This is a genomic window from Sedimenticola selenatireducens DSM 17993, assembly GCF_000428045.1.
Lineage (GTDB): Bacteria > Pseudomonadota > Gammaproteobacteria > Chromatiales > Chromatiaceae > Sedimenticola > Sedimenticola selenatireducens.
The window spans coordinates 192,851-212,919 of the sequence record NZ_ATZE01000009.1; the positions used below are offsets into that span (position 1 = coordinate 192,851).

The following is a 20,069-nucleotide window of genomic DNA, read 5'->3' on the forward strand; positions in this document are numbered from 1 at the left end:
CTTGTTGGGGTTCCCAAGCTCATCCCAACCTGTAAGTTGAGCCTGACCCCCATCCCCAACGACTGTCGTTATTGCTGATCACCTGGATGGCCCGATGATCTGTTCTATCCCAACCTAATCCGGTATATTTCGCCCATGGACATGAACTTTCTTGAATTTGAACAACCGATTGCCGAACTCGAGGCGAAGATCGAAGAGTTGCGCCTGGTCGGCAATGATAACGAGATCAATATCCAGGACGAGATTACCCGTCTGGAAACCAAGAGCCGGTCACTTACAGAATCGCTCTATCAGAACCTGAAGCCGTGGCAGGTCGCCCAGGTGGCCAGACATCCGCTGCGCCCCTATATGCTCAACTATATCGAGTATATTTTTGACGATTTCCATGAGATGCATGGCGATCGTGCATTCGCTGACGACCATGCCATTGTCGGCGGTGTCGCCCGCATCGATGGTCGTCCGGTCATGCTGATCGGTCAGCAGAAGGGGCGGGATACCAAGGAAAAACTGTTCCGCAACTTCGGCATGCCGCGTCCCGAAGGGTATCGCAAGGCATTGCGCCTGATGGAGACGGCAGAGCGCTTTAAACTGCCTGTCCTGACCTTTATCGATACGCCAGGGGCCTATCCCGGCATAGGAGCGGAGGAGCGGGGCCAGAGCGAGGCAATCGCGAAAAACCTGCTGGTGATGGCCGGCCTGAAAACGCCCATCATCTGTACCGTCATGGGAGAAGGGGGCTCTGGTGGCGCACTGGCCATCGGCGTGGGGGATCGGGTGATGATGCTGGAATACAGCACCTATTCGGTTATTTCACCTGAAGGTTGTGCCTCGATCCTGTGGAAGAGCGCCGACAAGGCGCCGCTGGCAGCCGAGGCGATGGCGATCACCTCAGACCGGCTCAAGGAACTGGACCTGATTGATGCCATCATTCCGGAACCATCGGGTGGTGCCCATCGTGATCCGGAGGGTGCGGCTAAATACCTGAAAAGCGCGCTGCTGGAATCATTGCAACTGCTCGACGCGAAACCCATGGAGCAACTGCTGGAGGAGCGGTATCAGCGACTGATGGGATATGGCGCTTTCCAGAGCTGATTATTCTGATTTTGTGCGCATCGGGGTTAAATGACTGCAATGCATCCTGGGATCAGCTTCAGTTGCGATAAAACTTTGGTGCATCGCGGCTGAAACCGTTCCTATGCCCCTCCGGAGTTCAATCCAGCCATGTCATTCAGCCCCGATCATCTGCTGAATACCCTGTCAAAATTTTCTCTGCCAACCGGCTATCTGATCGGCTTCAGTGGCGGGATGGATTCACATGTCCTGCTTTATGCGATGGTGGTTTTGGGGGAGCGCCTGCCGGCCCCACTCAGAGCGATCCACGTAGACCATGGCCTGCAGTCCCAGTCGACCACCTGGGCTGGGCACTGCCAGTCGGTCTGCCGGAAACTGAATATCCCGCTGGAAACCTTTTCCCTGCAACTGAAGCCGATCAAGGGCGAGAGCCTGGAGGCTGTGGCACGTGAGGCGCGCTACGGTGTGTTGGCCCGGGAGATCCGGCCGGGGGAGATGCTGCTGACGGCGCATCACCAGGATGATCAGGCAGAGACCCTGTTGCTGCAGCTGTTGCGCGGTGCCGGTTTGAGCGGTCTGGCGGCGATGCCGGAGCTGACCCGCTTCGATAAGGGGATACATGCCAGACCCTTGCTGGATAGCACGCGCAATGAACTGACCCGGTATGCGACCGATGTCGGGTTGCACTGGATCGAGGATGCCAGTAACCAGGACATTGAATTCGACCGGAATTACCTGAGACATCAGGTGGTCCCGCTGCTGAAAGCACGCTGGCCGGCCATGTCCCGAACCCTGTCGCGCAGTGCCGGCCACTGTGCCGAGGCGGACCGGCTGATAGAAGCCCTGCTTTCCCGGGAACTGGAACAGATCCATGATCCTGCGGATGGCACACTTTGCGTATCGTTATTGAACGCCCTTCCGGCGGGCCAATTGGCAGCACTGCTGAGGCTCTGGATCGGGCGAAGTGGGTACGCGTTGCCCGGATCAGCAATCCTGGAACGGATCATTACCGAGGTGTTAGGGTCGCGGCTGGACGGCAATCCGCTGGTAAGCTGGCGCGGCGCGGAAATACGACGGTACCGGGACCGTCTCTACCTGATGTCACCGCTGCCGTCGTTCGATCCTTGCCATTCCCTGGTCTGGCGCGGCGAGTCCGAGCTGTCGCTTCCGGCCGGCTTGGGTACGCTCCGATTTCAGGATAACCAGGGTGTGGCGGGAGTTTCGCCTGAGCCTGGACGTTACCGGATTCGCTTCCGTCAGGGCGGTGAAACCTGCCGGCCATTGGGGCGGGGAATCAATAAAAAAATCAAACATCTGCTGCAGGAGGCCGGGGTGCTCCCCTGGATGCGGGAACGGGTGCCACTGCTGGAGGTCGACGGGGAGATCGCCGAGATTATCGGCGTCTGCCGCTGTGAACCGGATGGGCAGGCCCCCATATTCCGCCATCTGAAAATCACCTGGAACTGCCCGTTGCCCTGGCGTCGGCAACCTCCAGTTAAGAAACCGGATTAAATTCCATTAAAAATATTAAAGTTTCCGATGGCTTGGGCGAAATACTTGGGTAGTGGGATTAAATGAGGCGCGCCAGAGGGTCGGGGTCAAATTCTGGAAGGAGTCTAACCGCAAAGTGCGCGAAGCACGCAAAGTTATAAAGATATTCACTTCGCGACCTTTGCGCACTTAGCGGTTTCCATTTTATTAATTTGACCGCCGTGCCGACCCAGGATATGCAGGATGGCAAAGCACGGCGTGCCCATCAAGCCTGCGTTTGCAATCAGACGTTTGCTGGCATGTCCCCGCAACAAGATTGGTAACAAAAATATGTGCAACAACGGGAGCGGAAGATGAAACAACAGGCAGGTTTTACTCTCATTGAGTTGGTCGTGGTGATCCTGATTCTCAGTGTGCTGGCGGCGACGGCGCTGCCCCGGTTTATGAATGTACAGCAGGACGCCCATGTGGCCGCAGTGAAGGGGGCCGGTGGCGGATTGGGTTCGGCAATTTCCTTGGCTCATGCCCAGTGGGTGGCCAATGGGCATACAGGTGCGGAAACTGATCTGGTTGGTTTTGGTGATGATACTGTCGATACCAACACTGCCGGTTGGCCTGTCGGTACGGATGATGGCGCCAATATCGGAGGAGCAGCTGATTGTAGAGCTGTCTGGACCGGCGTTATGCAGAACCCCCCTTCGCTTACAGGTACCAATCCAGACTATGTCGCTTCGCGTGCAGGTCAAGTTTGTACCTATACATATCAGGCAATTAACACCATGAACATTGTATATGATGCAAGTAGCGGGGCAGTGACTGTCGATTCTACACCTTAAACAATAGGGGGATGGAGTCAGGCTTGGCCCTGCCCCTATCTATCTGCTGATTACGATGTTACCCACTACCACAACAATGAAACGGGCACCTTCCAGGTGCCCGTTTTGCTTATTGGAAAGGGGTCGACCCGGTCAGGCCGGCTTTACCCTGGTGGAACTGGTGGTAGTATTGCTGCTGGTAGGGGTGCTGATGGCGGTGGGTATGCCGCGTTTCTTCAATCAACTCACCTTCCTGGAATGGGGTTTCAGCGATGAACTGGGGGAGGCGCTACGTTTCGGCCAGAAGCTGGCGATTGCCACCGGTTGCGACACCCAGGTGTCCATCAGTTCCACCGGCTACCAGCTGAATCAGCGTGCCAGTTGCAACAGCGGCGCCTTTACTACCGCGGTCCGCCTGCCCGGTAGTGACAGTGCCGGCTATAGCGGTACAGCTCCGAGCGGGGTCACCCTGAGTGCCACTGCACTCTATTTCGATACGCTCGGGCGACCACGCAACAGCGCGACCAATACTCTGCTGACAACCGCTACCCCAATCACCATTGGCAGCCGGAACATCACTGTCGAACCACAGACCGGGTATGTCCACTGATTATGGTGAGCCCAACAGACATCCAGCTGTGGAAAATCCACCCCCATTGGGCGGGCCGTGTCCGCCGTAAAACAGATCAGGAAGCATCAGCGCCCAGCGAACACCAGGTTCCGGTGCGGGTTTGCATGTCCCGCTCCAGACAGCGCGGTGTCACCCTGATCGAGTTGGTGGTCTCTATTGTGATTCTGTCGGTGGCGGCGACAGGTATTCTGATGGTGATGACCCAGACCATTCTCTCCAGCGCCGATCCCATGCTTCGTGAACAGGCGACCGCCATCGCCCAGTCCTACATGGAGGAGATACTGACCCAGCCGCTGTCCGACCCGGACGGGGTCGAGACGAACGGGCCTGAAGGCGGTGAGATCCGTGCCACCTATGATGATGTGTGGGATTATCACGGCCTTAACAACAGTGCCGGTGCCCTGGATCAGAATGGTGCCACGGTGTCCGGTCTGGAGGGCTACAACATCGCGGTGTCCGTAACGGGGACCACGCTGGGACCTGGGGCTGGCAGTCCGGCGCTGCGCATTGCCATCACCGTGACCCACGATGGACAGGCTGGTATCAATGTGCCTGTCGTGGCCTACAGGCTGAACTGACATGACTATAGAGTCAGGAAATCAGCTATTGACCCGGAGCGGCCCCCTTTCGGTCTGCCGCGCGACCGGTAGGAGGCTCGCCCTCGGGCCGAATCGCGGCGTGGCGCCGCTCCTACAGGCGGTTGTTTCAAGATTCAAGGTGTCGGAGTCGGGCCGGGTTGGTGTCCCGGCCTGCAGTAGGGGGCTTGTCTGGCCCAACTCACACGCCGGGGGCAGCGGCCAATGCGGCTTTACCCTGATCGAACTGGTGGTGGTGATCGTGATCAGCGGTGTTATTGCCGTGGCCGCTTCCCAGTTGATCCAGCGACCGGTGGAGATGTATCAGTCACAGGCCAGCCGCGCACGGCTGGTGGATCGGGCGGACACGGCGCTGGTGCGGATGACCCGGGAGCTGCGGGACGCCCTGCCCAACAGTGTGCGTATCGGTTGTTCCGGTGCCTGCCTGGAGTTTCTGCACGTAGTGACAGGGGGGCTTTACCGTGCCGCGCCCGAGGCGGATTCTCTGCGCCTCAGTTTCAACCCGGCGGATGCTGATATGCAATTTGAGGTAATGGGGCTGCTCGCCGACAGCGCACTGGTCCAGGCGGGGAGCAATGTCAATGACTGCGCTAGCATGAACGCCTCCTGTCTGGTGATCTACAACACCGGACTGTCGGGAAGTAACGCCTACAACCGGGATAACGCGGCTACCATCAGTGCGGTCAATGCCGGTCCACCAATCACACTGAACTTTTTCAATAACGGATTTTCCAGTCTACAGACGGCCTTTCCGGCCAGTTCACCGGACCAGCGGTTCTATATTGTCGATACACCTATCACCTATCTCTGTGATCCCGGCGGCGGGACTATTCGACGCTATCAGGGCTACAACCTGCAGGCTGCCCAGAATGCCGTAGACAGTCATGCGGAACTGTTGGCTCAGAGCAATCCGGCAGAACATGCCTTACTGGTGGATCAGGTCAGCGCCTGCAATTTCACTTATACCCCGGGCACCCCATCCCGCAATGGGCTGGTGACCCTGGAGCTCACAGTGCAGGAGCAGAGTGAATCCATTACCCTGCTGCAGCAGGCGCATCTGGTGAATATGCCATGAACGGAGCTGTCGGCGGGGTGGTAAAGGTAACACCAGGGCAGCACGGATTCTCCCTGATCAGCACCCTGTTCATGCTGGTGGTGCTGGCGGCACTGGGGAGTTACATGGTGCGGTTGAATATGTCCCAGCAGACCACCACCACCCTGTCATTGCAATCCGTACGCGCCTGGTATGCGGCATCCAGTGGGCTGGAATGGGCGGTGTATCAGATCAATACCAATAACAGCTGCCCCAGCGTACCCAGCAGTTTCAGCACCGATGGATTTATTATTACGCTGTCCGGCTGCACTGCCTATCCGGTGACCGAAGGGGCATCCAGTTACACGCTCTACGATGTTCAGGTGAATGCCAGTCGCGGTGTATTCGGTACGCCCGATTACGTTGCACGACGACTGCGTGCCACGGTGAGCGGGGACTGATTTCTGAGGTATATGTGTATGCACTAAGAGTCGATGTATTGATCAGTACGCACGACATCATCTCTGAAGCCAGTTTCCCAAAGGAAGTATACGAATGAATAATAATGGTCAGAAAAGCACCCCTCTGCTCATGTTTTCAGTGGTAAAAGCCAGACTACTCTTGAATTACCTGCAATTAAGTCTGCTCTTTATTCCAATGGCTGTATATGCTGACCAGACCATCACGAGCGTTGTACTGGGGTGCCAGAGCAACACTACAGTAGAGCCTAATCAGTCGATATCAGCAACTCTGTCAGTACTTATTGATGGTAATACCAATGGTGCCCACGGGCGTTGGTACTCGACTAAGTGGAGAATTGGGGATGGCCTTTATACTTGCGTAGATCACGCCAATTTTGATGGCGCGGGAACCCATTCAATCGATTTGAGCATCACTGCCCCGGTTACTGACTCTACCTATACTGCGTCCTTTGTCGCATATGCCAATAATCATTGTGGCAGTCAAAGCAGTGCGCAGTATGATTTAAAGGATTCAGTTACGGTTTCCCCAGCTGTGCCTGATCCATTGGCGCGCTATCTTTTTGATGAGCCTTCATTGGATGATACCGCCAATGAAGTCAGTGATGAGACCGGCAATGGTTATGGTGGAATGGCGGTTAATGGTGTGACTACTTCTGCCACCGACCCCGTTATTCCTGGTGGCACTGGCACCCATTATTATGGAACCTTTGATGGCAGCGATGACTATGTGGCTCTGCCGGGGCTGCCCAATCTGACCGACAGCTTTACCATTACCGCCTGGATCAAGGCTGACGATCTGGGTAACGACCAGCGGATCTTTGCCGATGATCAGACCAACAACGGTGGCTTCGCCCTCAGTCTGGGCGATGGTGGCAACGGAAAATTGCGCTTTTTCTCCCGCAGCGTGAATCCCATAATCGTTGATACCCAGAACCCGGTGATTTCCGCAGGTACCTGGCACCATGTGGCGGCGGTACATGATGTCACGGCCAAGACTCGTACGATCTATGTCGACGGGGTTGCCGTGATGCTCAATACCGGTGGTACCAGTTCGGTCTACACCGGTACCTGGGGCAGCGACCCCGGGGCTGCCAGTATCGGCGGGGAAAACAATGCGGCCGGGGGGGAGGCGGTTCCGCGCTGGCGATTCAAGGGCAGCCTGGACGAAGTACGGGTCTACACGGAGGCGCTCAGCCCGAGTCAGATACAGGCGGTCAGGGATGAGATCCATCCTTGTGTCGCAACCGGGCTTGATCATATCCGCCTCGAACATGATGGGCAGGGGCTCACCTGCATGGGGGAGGCCGTCACGGTCAGCGCCTGTGCCGATGCGACCTGCAGCAATTTGTACATGGGTCAGGTAACACTCGATTTCAGTTCTCCCGCCGGCGGCTGGAACCCGGACCCGGTCACCTTTACCGGTGGTACTTCAAGCGTCAGTCTGAGCCACACCACGGCAGGAAGTGTCGTGCTGGACGCGACAGCCAGTTCACCGGTGACGGCCAGTAGCGTGGAATGCATCAACAGTAGTGGCGGGAATGCCTGTGAAATGATATTTGCCGAAACCGGCATTCTGCTGGATGGAGATGATGGTGATGGCTCGCCCGAAAGTGCGGTGCCGACCCAGATCGCCGGCAAGCCCTCGCAAACCGGTTACGGCGCCACGACTCAGCGGGTCCGGGTGGTAAGAACCGATAACGCGACGGGTGCCTGTGTTCCGGGTGTTGGCAACCAGACCCTTGACGCCATGTTCAGCTATCTGCTGCCGGTTGCCGCTGAGGGACTGAATGACGACAGCCTTTCGGTTGTCGCGGCGAGCAGCGCGACCCTGACCGCTGCTGGCAGCGGTCAGATGCTCCAGCTCGCCTTCGATGGGAACGGCACTGCCCCCTTCAGCTTCACCTCACAGGACGCGGGTCGCTACCAGTTGCGGGTGGAGATGGCGATACCGGCAGTCGACCCGGACGGTGTGCCGACCGGCGCAACGATTGCGGTTAGCGATACCAGTAACGGCTTCGTGGTCAGACCCCTGGCGGTGTACGCCGATGCGACGGGCAATACCCGGGCACAGGATGCCGACGGGAATCCCTTCAAGAGTGCGGGCGAGGCGTTTACCCTGGGCTATAAGAGCCTGCGCTGGGCGTCGGGTCGGGACAATGACAATGACGGTTTGTGGGACAGCTGCGCCAGTTCAACTCTCACGGACCCCGGCCTCTACGCCCGGGTGCCGGCCTGGAACATTGGTCAGCCCGGTGCCGATCTGCAGCAACCCGTTGGTGGCAATCCCGGCAGTCTGGTGCACGGAGGCGGTGATGCCGCTTTTACCGTCGCCGCCACCGGTGTTGATAAGGGCGGTGTCAGCTACAGCGAGGTGGGCATTATCCAACTCCAGCAGAATAGCCTGAACCCCTTCCTGGGTGAGGGCGTGCCGCTCTGTTCCCCCTATATCGGGCGCTTCATACCGGCCGATTTCTCCTTCGCGATCACCGATCACGGGGCACTGCTCAACAGCTGTACCGGGAGCGGTTTCAGCTATGCGGGAACCCCAATAGGCTACGCTGCGCCGCAACTGCCTGCGGCCATCATCACCGCCAGAAACAGCAGTGGAGTAACCACGCAGAACTACACGGGCGCCTACAATAAACTCCCGCTGAGCGGTATCAACATGCCCAATATCACCAGTGATGGGACTCAGTTGGGTGCGGATGGCGTGACCAAGGTAGGTTTGAACTGGAGCATCGGTATGCCCGGCCTGATCGACAACGGGAACGGTACGCTGGATTTTGGGCTCTCGGGCGACACCTTTACCTATGACCGAACCGCCAACGACCGGGTGGCACCCTTTACCAGCGACCTGGTGCTGTCGGTGCAAAGTATCACGGATGATGACGGTGTCACGGCAGCTGGAATGCCGCAAAGTTTCACGCCGACGGGCGTGGAGGTCCGTTATGGCCGCATGGCGATGCAGAATGCCCAGGGATCTGAACTGCTGCCACTCCACGTGCCGTTGCAGGTGGAATACTACGCGGGTAGTGCCAATGGATTCGTGGCCAATGGCGCTGATCTTTGCACTGCGGGATTGACTGCGGGATTAAAAAGCCCGGTCGGCCAGGTGGTCATCGCCGGGGGCAGCCGCAATACCGCGATCTACGCGCCGGCTGCCGTGGCAGGGGCATACGCGGCGGATGACCTCAGCGACTCTTCACTGTTGTTCGTACAGCCACCGGTGGCGGGTGAATTCAATCTGAATCTACAGCCGCCAGGGCAGGGCAATACCGGCAGTGCCGGTGTTGAGGTAGTGGTTCCGTCCTGGCTGAAATATATATGGAGCGGGTCAGCGATGGACAACCCATCGGCCAAGGCCACCTTCGGTGTGTTTAGTCGTCCCAGCGGGCTTATTTATCAACGGGAAGTCTATTAGCCTTTTTCAACTCTTGATATAGGGCGCGCCGTGAGTTGCCGTATTGGAGCGACGACGGGCACGGCCCGCCCTATGGACATCAAGCGCGGATAGCGGAGAGCCCGCCTTCCAGTACATAGACATCGAATCCCTGCTGACTCAGCAGAAATGCACAAGTGGCGCTGCGCTGCCCCGAGTCACAATAGACAATATATTTCTTGCCCTTGTCCAGGTCGGGAATCGCTGCCCGCAACTGGTTCTGGGGGATGTTGATACTACCCCTGAGCCCGTTGTGCTCGAACTCGCGGCGGAATCTCACATCAATACGGACGGCTCCGTCGGCGGCCATCTTGATAAGGGTCGGGTAGTTGATCCACTGCAGCAGGGGGGCTTCCAACAGCTGCAGGAAATCCGCCTTGGCCAGGCGCATCAGTTTTCCATTGGTCAGCATCGATACATCGGCATTGCGCACCGAGTCGGTGATCAACGCTTCCTCGCCGAAGCTGCTGCACGGGCCGAGGTCGGCCAACACCACCTCGCCCGTGTCCGAAGGCAGGGTGACCCGACAACGTCCCTGCTTGATCACGTAGTAGTAATCGCCGGGTTCGCCGGTCTTGACGATCAGATCTCCCGCCTTGGCCTCGATCTCTTCCATGTGGGAAAACAGATTCTGGATATTTGCCGCGGGAAGGCGAGTGAATGCGGTTGTCTGCATCATCGACATCATCCATTCGCTCTCTTCGGCGTTGGGACCCTCTTCAGACTCGGTTTTGTCGTTAACGGTAAACTCCGGGGAGAAGTGTCCCCAGGCCAGCAGCCGTTCCAGCAGTGTCGAGTCGAAACGAACGATGGTTGCCGCCGGTGATACCACCACGCCACGATAGTGTCGTGGTTTGCGGCTGGCCAACGCATGCAGTCCCCGGTCGGAGCCGGCTGAAACCAGAATCTCCTCACCCTCGGCCGAGGTGAGACAGACCTCCCCGGACATCAGGAAGATGTTATCCGGATCATTGTCTCCAATATTGAAGACTTGCTCGCCGACCAGATAACGTTCGACGCTGGCGTGTTCCGCCAGGTAGAGCAGATTGTCCTCATAGAGGGCATTAATCGGAATCAGCGTGCGAAATTTATTGAGATCCAGATCCATAAGCTATCCAGAAAGGGTTCATCGGAATGCAGTTTACACTACGAGAATCGCGCTCTTGGGGCAAGTGGAATGATTGCGCATTGAGCAGTGCCGACGGTTTCCGTTGATCCCCTTTCTGGTGTAATATTCGCCCTCCGTTTCGTTCGAGGTAGACCATGCAGGATCTCAATCCCATCACTAATAAAATCAGTGAATTACGAGGGCGCTCCGAGTCCCTTAGGGGGTATCTTTGACTATGACAGCAAGCAGGAGCGCCTGACCGAGGTCCTGCGCGAGCTGGAAGATCCCGGCATCTGGGGCGATCCCGAGTATGCCCAGTCGCTGGGCAAGGAACGCGCCACGCTGGAGACGATCGTGGTCACCCTGGATCAACTGTTCAATGGCTTGAACGATGCCGCTGACCTGCTGGATATGGCCGTGGAGGAGGGTGATGCCGAGACCGTGGACTCGGTCGTGGCCGACCTTCAGACGTATGAGCAACAGGTCGCTGAGCTGGAATTCCGGCGTATGTTCTCGGGTGAGATGGATGCCTCCAACGCCTTCCTGGATATCCAGGCCGGCTCCGGTGGCACCGAGGCACAGGACTGGGCGGAGATGCTGCTACGCATGTATCTGCGCTGGGGCGAACACAGGGGATTCAAGACCGACCTGATGGAGGTATCGCCCGGTGAGGTGGCCGGTATCAAGTCGGCTACGATCCACTTCGAGGGTGAGTTCGCGTTTGGTTGGTTGCGCACCGAGATCGGCGTACACCGGCTGGTGCGGAAATCACCCTTCGATTCCGGCAACCGACGCCACACCTCTTTTGCCGCTGTATTCGTGGCCCCGGAGATCGACGACTCTATCGAGATCGATATCAATCCTGCCGACCTGCGTATCGATGTCTATCGTGCCAGCGGGGCGGGTGGACAGCATGTGAACCGGACCGAGTCGGCCGTGCGCATCACCCACAACCCCACCGGCACCGTGGTGCAGTGTCAGAACGACCGCTCCCAGCACAAGAACAAGGACCAGGCGATGAAACAGCTCAAGGCCAAGCTGTATGAGCTGGAGATCCAGAAGCGCAATGCCGATCAGCAGGTGCTGGAAGAGAGCAAGTCCGATATCGGTTGGGGCAGCCAGATCCGCTCCTACGTACTGGACCAGTCCCGTATCAAGGATCTGCGTACCGGGGTTGAAACCGGCAATACCCAGGCGGTACTGGATGGCGGTCTGGATCTCTTCCTTGAGGCGAGCCTGAAAAGCGGCCTCTGACCGATTATTTTTTCACGCGTTTGGTCTGATACTCCCTGTAGCCTTCTCTGACGCAACAACCAACGAGTTTTTAACATGAGTGAACAGATCCAGGACGAAAACAAGCTGATTGCCCAGCGCCGTGAAAAGCTGGCGCAGATTCGCGAGCGGGGCATCGCCTTTCCCAACGACTTCCGTCGTAACGTGGTGGCCGGTGAACTGCATGCCGAATATGGCGAGAAGAGCGCGGAACAGCTTGAAAAACTGGCTGTGCGGGTGCGGGTGGCCGGACGCATGATGAGTCGCCGGGTAATGGGCAAGGCCAGCTTCTCCCATCTGCAGGATATGTCCGGCAAAATCCAACTGTTTATTCAACGCGATTCGCTGCCGGAAGGCTTCTATAACGACACCTACAAGAAAGAGTGGGACGTGGGTGACATCATCGGCGCCGAGGGGCAGCTGTTCAAGACCAAGACCGGCGAACTCTCGGTACGCTGCGACGAGTTGACCCTGTTGACCAAGTCGCTGCGTCCGCTGCCGGAGAAGTTCCACGGCCTGACCGATCAGGAGCAGCGCTATCGCCAGCGCTACCTGGATCTGATCATGAGCGAATCCTCGCGGGATACCTTCCGCATGCGCACCCGCATGATCCAGTATATCCGTGACTATCTGAATCAGAAGGATTTCATGGAGGTGGAGACCCCCATGATGCAGGCCATACCCGGCGGTGCCACTGCCAGGCCGTTTATGACGCATCACAATGCCCTGGATATGCAGCTGTTTCTGCGTATCGCCCCGGAGCTGTATCTGAAAAGGCTGGTGGTGGGGGGCTTTGAGCGGGTTTACGAGATCAACCGCAACTTCCGTAACGAGGGGCTATCCACCCGCCATAATCCTGAATTCACCATGCTGGAGTTCTATCAGGCCTATGCCGATTACAATGACCTGATGGACCTGACCGAGGATATGTTGCGTGGCCTGGCCCAAGCGACCCTGGGCGACACGGTGATTCAATATCAGGGCGAGTCCTATGACTTCGGCCAGCCGTTTGTCCGCTTGTCGGTCAAGGAGTCGATACTCCAGTTCAATCCCGAGATCCGCGCCGAGCAGCTGGATGACCTGGAGCAGGCGCGAGCGCTGGCGGAGTCCCTCGGCATCCCGTTGAAGGCCGGCTATGGCCTCGGCAAGGTGCAGATCGAGATCTTTGAGAAGACGGTGGAGCATCGCTTGATGAACCCCACCTTCATTACCGCCTATCCGACCGAGGTGTCACCCCTGGCACGCCGCAACGACAATGATCCCTTCGTTACCGATCGCTTCGAGTTTTTCGTCGGCGGGCGCGAAATTGCCAACGGTTTCTCCGAGCTCAATGATGCCGAGGATCAGGCCGAGCGCTTCCGTATGCAGGTGGAGGAGAAAGAGGCGGGGGATGATGAGGCGATGCATTTCGACGCCGATTACGTGCGTGCCCTGGAGCACGGCCTGCCGCCTACTGCCGGTGAGGGCATCGGCATTGACCGGTTGGTGATGCTGTTTACCGACTCACCCTCAATCCGGGATGTATTGTTGTTCCCGCATATGCGTGCGGAGTAATAAGGGTCTGGAGATTAGAGATTATTTATTAACCGCAAAGTACGCCAAGAGCGCAAAGTTTAAAATTCAAATTGCCCTTCGTGCCCACGCTCTGCGTGGAAATGTGGGGTGGCGTCCATAAATCGCGCTGGGATTCTACCAACCGTATGCGTTCCCACGCGGAGCGTGGGAACGAGGGTGAACGAGGGTGACCCTACGAACATTCGAGGAGCAAGGAAGAGGCGAATGGTTAGAGAAAAAACGCCTGAACCGATTCGATATCCTCGGCTACACCCTCGATTTCGATCATCTCCACTTCCGGATCGAGACCTACCTTCAGGAAGGCCGGTACGTTGATCCAGCTGGCCATGTCGCCAACTTTGTCGGCGGGCAGGGCCTGGAGCCGGGCGACAATGACCACGTCTACATAATCGGCCTGGGGGCCGCTGTCATAGCTCAGGTTTTGCGCCTCGGCCGCCACCTTGACCAGGCTCTCGGGAAACCCCCAGAATTCCAGTATCTGGGTGCCGATCGCCGGGGTTAGTTCCGCCACCAGTTTATCCAGTTCCGCTTCGTCTTCCATCAGTTCCGGATAGGACTCCGCCCAGGTGAGTATAGGCAGGGAGCCAATGTTGTGGATCAGACCGGCCAGCATCGCCTGCTCCTTGTCCAGGTGACGCAGGTTTTGCGACAGTACGCGACTGATGGCGGCAATCTCCACGCTCTGTTCCCACATGCTGCGCAACCGCACATCCAGGGTATCGTTGGTTGCCTGAAAGATCTGTTTCATGGCCAGACTGACCACCAGGCTGCGAACCAGCTTGTAGCCCAGCCGGGTAACGGCCATCTGAATGCTCTCGATCGGTACCCGACCACGATAGAGAGGGCTGTTGGCCACCTGTAGCAGTCGCGCGGAGAGCGCGGCGTCGGTAGCAACCATGTCGGCAATCTGATGTGCTGTGACGTTCTCCTGCTCGACTGCATCCCGTACCTTCAGGGCGACTTCCGGAAGCGTCGGCAGGGTGATTTTGTTCTCTTTGATGGCTGTCTGGAGTGATTCAAAAAATGCAGCTTTGCCAATCATATCGGTTATTCGGTCCCAATAGGCGGATGCGGAATATGGCCCGCCGGATAGTTCAAGATCCGGTCAGGCCCGAGGGGTGCACCCGGCGTTGTTATTATCTCTTTATCGGACTACGCCGCTGATTCTTGAGCCGCTCCCGGCACAATCAAGTCTCATCAAATCCATAGGGCAGGGAACCAGGCGTCAGTTTCGGTCCGTTATCACCCTGCAGGTGTAGATTGTTCTCTTCAAAACTTTTAATCTCCGCCACCGCCAACAGCTCGAAACCACCTCCAGGCGAAGGCCTTGCATCCACTACCCTGCCTGCACCCTGTCCGGAGTCGCTACCGGGCGCAAAGAGTTCATCGCCCGGCATCGGTCTGGCTTCTGTCTCCACCGAAGCGAGGTACATGCGCCGCTTCAGCTTGCCCAGATATTTCATGCGGGCCACCACCTCCTGTCCGGTGTAGCATCCCTTGGTGAAGCTGACGCCATCAATCTGCTGCATATTGGTCATCTGAGGTACGAAGGCGTCCGCGGTCTCCCGATAGATGGTGGGTATACCGGCACGGATATCCAGCAGTGACCAGAAATCCCGGTTGCCCGGTTGTGCCTCTTTGGATAGTTGGCTCCAGAGTGCAGACACCGCATCTGCCGTGCCGCTGATCTGAAAACGGGCAGGTTCGCCGGGAATCCGTATCAGTGTGACCTCCCCGTGCTGAACCACCTCGCCCGGCTTGCCGGGGATCGAGCTAAGCTGCTGTTGCAACAGGGACTCGGCGCATTCGCCGGCAACACCGATGGAGACAATCTCATCACTGGCGTCTGTCACTTTGACTTTTGACATCAATACAAACATCGGCAGGCGTTTCAGGATGGTTTCATAGGTGTCCCGCGGCATCTGCAGGAAGTAGTCGCCCTGGTGCAGGAATATTCTGAAATTGGCCAGCATCCGTCCCTTCGGTGAACAGTAGGCGCTCAGCTGGCTGTGGCGCTCGGTCACTTCGCGGGTGTCGTTGGTGAACTGCCCCTGCAAAAAACTTTGGGCATCTTCACCCGATACCCTGATCAGCCCCAGATGGGACAAGTCGAACAGGGCGCAGGCGGGAAATGGGTCATCGCAGACGAAACTAACCTCATTTTCCGCTGATATTAGCGCTGATTGGGATTCAAGAAAGCGTTTCCACTGGCTATTCATGATGCTGGATCCTCGGATGCCCTTATGGCGGTTTTACCCATCGGGCAGCTGTATTTCATTCGGGTGAATATATGCCTACCGAATCAGCCGTGCAAACCGATTCGGAGGACGAGTCAACTGGTTAGTTTATATCCTGCTGAGCAGAATCTTCTGCATCAAAGAGTAACATACCGACTGCATCGGGTCGCCACTCTGGATCTATGGATTTATCATTGTCTGCACTCTGTAGCGGTCAATTGGAGTTTCTGGGTTTATACTCAGCAGCCGACAGATACAGATAGGAAGCGCATGTCAGTTTTCAGAGCAGCATCAGGCAGTCTGGCACTCTACAAGGTCCGCCCGGCCCGGGTCATCCAGGTCAGTGACAAGATCGACATTGACCTGGGTGATGGTAAAGGCAAACGAGTCCGCCCCAAGGATATCGTGATTCTCCATCCCGGTCCGCTAAACCGGTTGGAGGATCTGGTCGAATTGAACGGCGAACTGACCGAAGCCTGGGAGTTGCTGAGCGGTGAGGAAACCAACCTGGAGGAGCTCTCTTCCCTGATCTATGGTGACTTCACCCCGGCTAGCGCCTGGGCGACCTGGGAACTGGTGGCGGAGGGTCTCTACTTCGAAGGGACGCCGGAACAGATCCGGGTAAGAAGCCAGGCACAGGTGGCGGCGGACCAACAGGCCCAGGAGGCCAAGGCGGCTGCGGAACAGGCGTGGGCGGATTTTATGGCACGGCTGGAGCGACGGGCGATTGAACCGCAAGACCGGGAGCGGTTGGTGGAAGTGGAGAAGCTGGCCCTGGGTCTGAGCGAAAACAGTCGCATCCTGCAGCTGTTGGGCCATCAGGAGACGCCAGTCAATGCCCATCGCATGCTGGTGGGCGTGGGTTATTGGCCTGATGACCACAACCCGTTTCCGCGACGCCAGCAGTTGCCCTGCGAGGACCCGTTGCTGGACCTGCCGGAATTGCCACAAGAGACGCGGGAGGATCTGACCGCTCTGCCCGCGTTCGCCATTGATGATGAGGGCAGCGAGGACCCGGACGATGCCCTCTCCCTGGAGGGCGACCGCCTGTGGGTGCACGTGGCGGATGTGGCTGCGCTGGTCACCGCAGATTCCGCTATTGACCGGGAGGCGCGTAGCCGCGCGGCCAACCTCTACCTGCCGGAAAAGATCGTGCATATGCTGCCTCCGCAGATTACGCACCGACTGGCCCTCGGTCTGCAGCCCGTTTCACCGGCGCTGTCCATCGGCATGCGATTGGATGAGGCGGCGCAGATTACCGATGTGGTGATCTGCAAGAGTCTGGTCAGGGTGACCCGCCACACCTATGGTGAAATAAATCAGCGGATGGATGATGCACCGTTTGCTGTCATGAAGGCCATCACGAACCGGTTCAGGGCACGCCGTCTGGCTAACGGTGCAGCCACCATCGACCTGCCGGAGGCCAGTGTCCGGGTGCATGACGGGGAGGTGCGTATCCGGCCGCTGGTGCGCATGGAGAGTCGCGATATGGTGACGGAGGCGATGGTCATGGCCGGTGAGGCCATCGCAAATTACGCACTTGAGCAGAATATTGCCGTTCCTTTTGCCATTCAGCCGGCTCCCGATAAAGCGGAAACCCCCATTGGGCTGGCGGCTATGTACGCCTATCGCCGCAAGATGAAACCATCCCTCTCCAGAACACAGGAGGGGGCGCATTCAGGTTTGGGGCTGGCCTGCTATACCCGAACCACCAGCCCGCTTCGACGCTATCTTGATCTGGTGGTTCATCAGCAGCTGCGTGCCCATCTGGATGGTCGGGAGCCGTTGTCATTGCAGCAGATCAGCGAGCGTATTACCGCGGTAGAACCGCTGAACGGGGCGATTCGTCGTGCCGAGCGACTCTCCAATACCCACTGGAAGCTGATCCATCTGAAGCGGAATCCGGCCTGGCAAGGTGAGGCGGTTGTAGTGGAAGTAGACAATAACAAGGCGACATTGCTGATTCCCGAATTCGCCATGGAGACAAAACTCAGGGTGCGCCGGGAGCTTGTACTCGATTCCTGCATTCGCATTGCCGTTCGGGAGGTGGATGTGGAGGACCAGACGGCCTGGTTTCGCCCGCTCGGTTAGTCGCGAACGGGCGGATGGTTCGCGTGGGTGTCGCTTTTCTTCGTACGAACCCACTATCTCGCATTTTTAACTGCTACTCCCTATACTGGAATGCCAAGTCCGTTCGCTGCCAGGTGACGTCACATCCAGAATGGTTTCAGGCGGCGACAAATTATAACAATATCAGGCCGAAGTCGGAGAGCCAGTATGTCGGGAGAAGAACAAATCAGCCAAACCGGACCCATCCGGGTACAGCGACCCTCCGAGGCGTTCAGCGCCTATTGCAATGCCGAATTTGAACGCCGGCGAAATAGTGATGAGCCCTTTGATGAGGCAACTTATCATGAAGCGATGCAGCTGACCTTGCGGAAAATCCGTCAGCTGGAAGAGGAGGGTTACGCATGATTCTAACCGATATCATCGCGGAGAATTTCCTCAAATACGCACGTCTGGAGTTGCGTGACCTGCCCGCACAGGGCGTGATTGCTATTGCAGGCGCCAACGAATCCGGCAAGAGTTCGATTGGTGAGGTGATCTGTTTCGCGCTGTTCGGTCGAACCTTCTCCCTGGGGCAGGATGATCTGCAGAAACTGATCCGTTGGGGTGAACCGTCATGCAGCATCACGATCCGCTTTCTGGTGAATGACCAGACCCATTACCAGATCAACCGCATGCTGGATCGGGATGGCAATCACGGAGTCCGGCTCTCACTGGTGGAGACGCAGGAGAGTCCCCTCGCTCGTGGCCATGCGGAGGTTGACGAGGCGGTCTATGATCTACTGGGTTATGGCTACGATGAATTTATCGAGTCCTACTATCTGGCCCAACGGGAGATTATCGCACCCCAACCACACAGCCAGGCGGTCAAGAGTATGGCCGGCCTCTCCACCCTGGAGTACGTGGCCTATGAACATGAGCAGGAGATCGAACAGGAGCGTGACGAGATCGCCCGTCTGCAGACCCGGATAGAACAGCAGGATGAGGCGCTGAGGGAGTTGGATCTCGATCCTGCCGCGTTTGGTGAGCTGGAGTCGGAGCAGCATGCCCTGCAGGCCAATCAGGTCCTGCTAGAGGAGAAAGGCCAGACCCTGGAAACCGCCTTCAGCGGCTATCGGACGATGTTGCCGAAGCGCTTTTCCGCCCGCAGGGCGAGGGGGCGGGCACGTTTTTTTCGTTTCATCTGCCTGATCGGTGCCCTGCTGAGCGCCGTCAGCTGGGGGATGCTGGCCCGTCTGCCCGATCACCCCTACAGCGGTGGTATCGAATCTGCCCTGAAAGCGGCTATACCTCAGTGGGATTCCGTGCAGCACTTGCCCTGGCTGCTCTATGCGGCCGGGCTGTTCGCCCTGCTGTTTATACTGCTGTGGATACGGGTAGCCACCCGACAGATGAAAGTTAATCGCCTCAGTGAAGAGGCTGAAGGGCTGTCGGTGGCGCTGGAGAGCGCCTTGCTGAGCCCACTGAATGGCTTGGCTGACAAGTTATCGGCGGGCGATGAAACATCAGCCGATGAGACCCTGCCGGCCCGTATCCAGGCTGAGACCATCTCCATCAGCGAGCTGGAGCCTGCGGTGGAGCGGATAGTTGATGCGATGCGGGAGCAGCGGGAGATACTGCAGCAGCAGGGTATCCGGCTTGGCATGGCGATGCAGAAAGAGCAGGGACGCCTGACAAAGGGTGAACAGATTGAATCCGTCCGCCAGGATTTGCTGCAGCAACGTGCCGGCCATGAAAGACGTATCGAACTCCGGGAGTATGCCCTGGAACTGTTAACCGGCGCCACCAGGACGCTCTCGCAGCGCTTCAATCGTGATCTGGGGGAGTCGGTCAGCAGGACATTGCCGATTTTCACCGATAATAACTACCAGCATCTGCAGATCGAGGATGATCTCACGGTGCGGGTATTCTCCAGCCAGAAACGGGACTTCATGGATCTGGAGGAGATCTCCAGCGGTACCCAGCGTCAGATCATGCTGGCGCTGCGGCTGGCGTTGGCCCAGGCGCTGAATCAGCGGACCGAGGGGGGGCGACAGTTTATTTTCCTGGATGAGCCCTTCGCCTTCTTTGATCAGGAACGGACCCGGAATACCCTGCGAGCCTTGCCAGAACTGGATGAACGGCTCAGCCAGATCTGGATTGTGGCGCAGGATTTTCCGACTGGAGAGGCGTTTGATCTCTCCCTGGCCTGTGACCGGGCACGCGCGGATCTGGTGGCGTAGATTATGCCCAGTAGCAATCCGTCCTGCGCG

At 57.7% G+C, this 20,069-nt stretch carries 16 protein-coding genes; 13 read left to right on the forward strand and 3 right to left on the reverse strand.

The window, feature by feature from the left end:
• The first annotated feature begins 135 nt into the window (after positions 1–135).
• The 8 genes from accA (at position 136) to A3GO_RS23200 (ending at position 9,540) form a co-directional block, all read left to right on the forward strand.
• Positions 136–1,092 (forward strand): acetyl-CoA carboxylase carboxyl transferase subunit alpha, encoded by a 957-nt coding sequence (gene accA, locus A3GO_RS0108545; RefSeq protein ID WP_029133046.1) that lies wholly within the window; start codon positions 136–138, stop codon positions 1,090–1,092.
• A gap of 129 nt (positions 1,093–1,221) precedes the next feature.
• Positions 1,222–2,583: a tRNA lysidine(34) synthetase TilS gene (tilS, locus tag A3GO_RS23185; protein WP_051301999.1), complete on the forward strand. Its 1,362-nt coding sequence runs from the start codon at positions 1,222–1,224 to the stop codon at positions 2,581–2,583.
• Between the two features lie 332 nt (positions 2,584–2,915).
• The gene (locus A3GO_RS26695) at positions 2,916–3,398 is read left to right on the forward strand and encodes a type II secretion system protein (RefSeq protein WP_029133047.1); all 483 of its coding nucleotides are present in this window, start codon (positions 2,916–2,918) and stop codon (positions 3,396–3,398) included.
• Between the two features lie 112 nt (positions 3,399–3,510).
• Positions 3,511–3,987, forward strand: a complete 477-nt coding sequence (locus tag A3GO_RS23190; protein WP_051302002.1) for a prepilin-type N-terminal cleavage/methylation domain-containing protein — start codon at positions 3,511–3,513, stop codon at positions 3,985–3,987.
• A 125-nt stretch (positions 3,988–4,112) separates the two neighbouring features.
• On the forward strand, positions 4,113–4,586 hold the full coding sequence (locus A3GO_RS0108565) for a type IV pilus modification PilV family protein (protein ID WP_029133048.1): 474 nt from the start codon (positions 4,113–4,115) through the stop codon (positions 4,584–4,586).
• A 100-nt stretch (positions 4,587–4,686) separates the two neighbouring features.
• Positions 4,687–5,679, forward strand: a complete 993-nt coding sequence (locus tag A3GO_RS23195; RefSeq protein WP_169720388.1) for a prepilin-type N-terminal cleavage/methylation domain-containing protein — start codon at positions 4,687–4,689, stop codon at positions 5,677–5,679.
• Positions 5,676–6,098: a hypothetical protein gene (locus A3GO_RS0108575; RefSeq protein ID WP_051302007.1), complete on the forward strand. Its 423-nt coding sequence runs from the start codon at positions 5,676–5,678 to the stop codon at positions 6,096–6,098. The genes A3GO_RS23195 and A3GO_RS0108575 overlap by 4 nt, the downstream gene beginning before the upstream one ends.
• A gap of 553 nt (positions 6,099–6,651) precedes the next feature.
• Positions 6,652–9,540 carry a LamG domain-containing protein gene (locus A3GO_RS23200; RefSeq protein ID WP_169720389.1) on the forward strand — a complete coding sequence of 963 codons (2,889 nt, stop codon included), beginning with the start codon at positions 6,652–6,654 and terminating at the stop codon, positions 9,538–9,540.
• 79 nt (positions 9,541–9,619) lie between these two features.
• On the opposite strand, the gene A3GO_RS0108585 is transcribed toward A3GO_RS23200, so the two are convergent.
• Entirely contained in the window at positions 9,620–10,666 is a 1,047-nt protein-coding gene (locus A3GO_RS0108585; protein ID WP_029133050.1) for a cyclic nucleotide-binding domain-containing protein, read from the reverse strand.
• A gap of 155 nt (positions 10,667–10,821) precedes the next feature.
• Between A3GO_RS0108585 and prfB the strand changes: the two genes are divergently transcribed.
• Together prfB and lysS are read left to right on the forward strand one after the other, a co-directional pair.
• A protein-coding gene (prfB, locus tag A3GO_RS23205) for a peptide chain release factor 2 (protein ID WP_157606765.1) occupies positions 10,822–11,920 on the forward strand; the annotation gives its coding sequence in 2 pieces (ribosomal slippage) (positions 10,822–10,896 and positions 10,898–11,920; 1,098 coding nt in all).
• A 75-nt stretch (positions 11,921–11,995) separates the two neighbouring features.
• Positions 11,996–13,492, forward strand: a complete 1,497-nt coding sequence (lysS, locus tag A3GO_RS0108595) for a lysine--tRNA ligase (protein ID WP_029133051.1) — start codon at positions 11,996–11,998, stop codon at positions 13,490–13,492.
• 229 nt (positions 13,493–13,721) lie between these two features.
• Here the strand turns inward: lysS and A3GO_RS0108600 are convergent, their stop codons facing one another.
• Positions 13,722–14,555 carry an HDOD domain-containing protein gene (locus tag A3GO_RS0108600; RefSeq protein ID WP_029133052.1) on the reverse strand — a complete coding sequence of 278 codons (834 nt, stop codon included), beginning with the start codon at positions 14,553–14,555 and terminating at the stop codon, positions 13,722–13,724.
• Between the two features lie 145 nt (positions 14,556–14,700).
• Complete coding sequence (ygfZ, locus tag A3GO_RS0108605; RefSeq protein WP_029133053.1) at positions 14,701–15,732, reverse strand: CAF17-like 4Fe-4S cluster assembly/insertion protein YgfZ; 1,032 nt, start codon at positions 15,730–15,732, stop codon at positions 14,701–14,703.
• A gap of 288 nt (positions 15,733–16,020) precedes the next feature.
• Here ygfZ and A3GO_RS0108610 point away from each other — a divergent pair, with 288 nt between their 5' ends.
• The 3 genes from A3GO_RS0108610 to A3GO_RS0108620 all read left to right on the forward strand — a co-directional run bounded on the left by A3GO_RS0108610 (position 16,021) and on the right by A3GO_RS0108620 (position 20,039).
• Positions 16,021–17,841, forward strand: a complete 1,821-nt coding sequence (locus A3GO_RS0108610; RefSeq protein WP_029133054.1) for an RNB domain-containing ribonuclease — start codon at positions 16,021–16,023, stop codon at positions 17,839–17,841.
• 186 nt (positions 17,842–18,027) lie between these two features.
• Positions 18,028–18,225: a hypothetical protein gene (locus A3GO_RS23210; protein ID WP_051302010.1), complete on the forward strand. Its 198-nt coding sequence runs from the start codon at positions 18,028–18,030 to the stop codon at positions 18,223–18,225.
• Entirely contained in the window at positions 18,222–20,039 is a 1,818-nt protein-coding gene (locus A3GO_RS0108620; RefSeq protein ID WP_029133055.1) for an AAA family ATPase, read from the forward strand. The genes A3GO_RS23210 and A3GO_RS0108620 overlap by 4 nt, the downstream gene beginning before the upstream one ends.
• Positions 20,040–20,069 lie beyond the last annotated feature (30 nt).